Raw genomic sequence first — 241 nt, 5'->3', positions numbered from 1 at the left:
GCCTTGCCGGTGTTGCGGTGTGAAATCCGGGTTGCCACTGCCCACGTTGTTGGTGCCGCGGTTGCCGTCACCGGCGTTACCGGTCCCCTGGTTGCCGTTACCCTGGTTGGCGCTGCCGGTATTGCCGCTACCCGGGTTGTTGGAGCCGGTGTTGCCGTCGCCAGGTTCCCCTAGCCCCGCTTACCCTCACCCGCGTTGAAGGTCCCGGTGTTACGGATCGCCGGATGGTGCCTGCCTCCGT

At 66.4% G+C, this 241-nt stretch carries 1 pseudogene; it reads right to left on the bottom strand.

The features are described from left to right. Positions 1–165: pseudogene (locus BST40_RS33580) on the bottom strand (pentapeptide repeat-containing protein); the annotation flags it as partial. Positions 166–241: the final 76 nt, after the last annotated feature.

Origin of the sequence: Mycobacterium persicum, from assembly GCF_002086675.1 — a bacterium.
Taxonomy (GTDB): domain Bacteria; phylum Actinomycetota; class Actinomycetes; order Mycobacteriales; family Mycobacteriaceae; genus Mycobacterium; species Mycobacterium persicum.
This window is presented reverse-complemented; position numbering and strand designations above follow the sequence as displayed.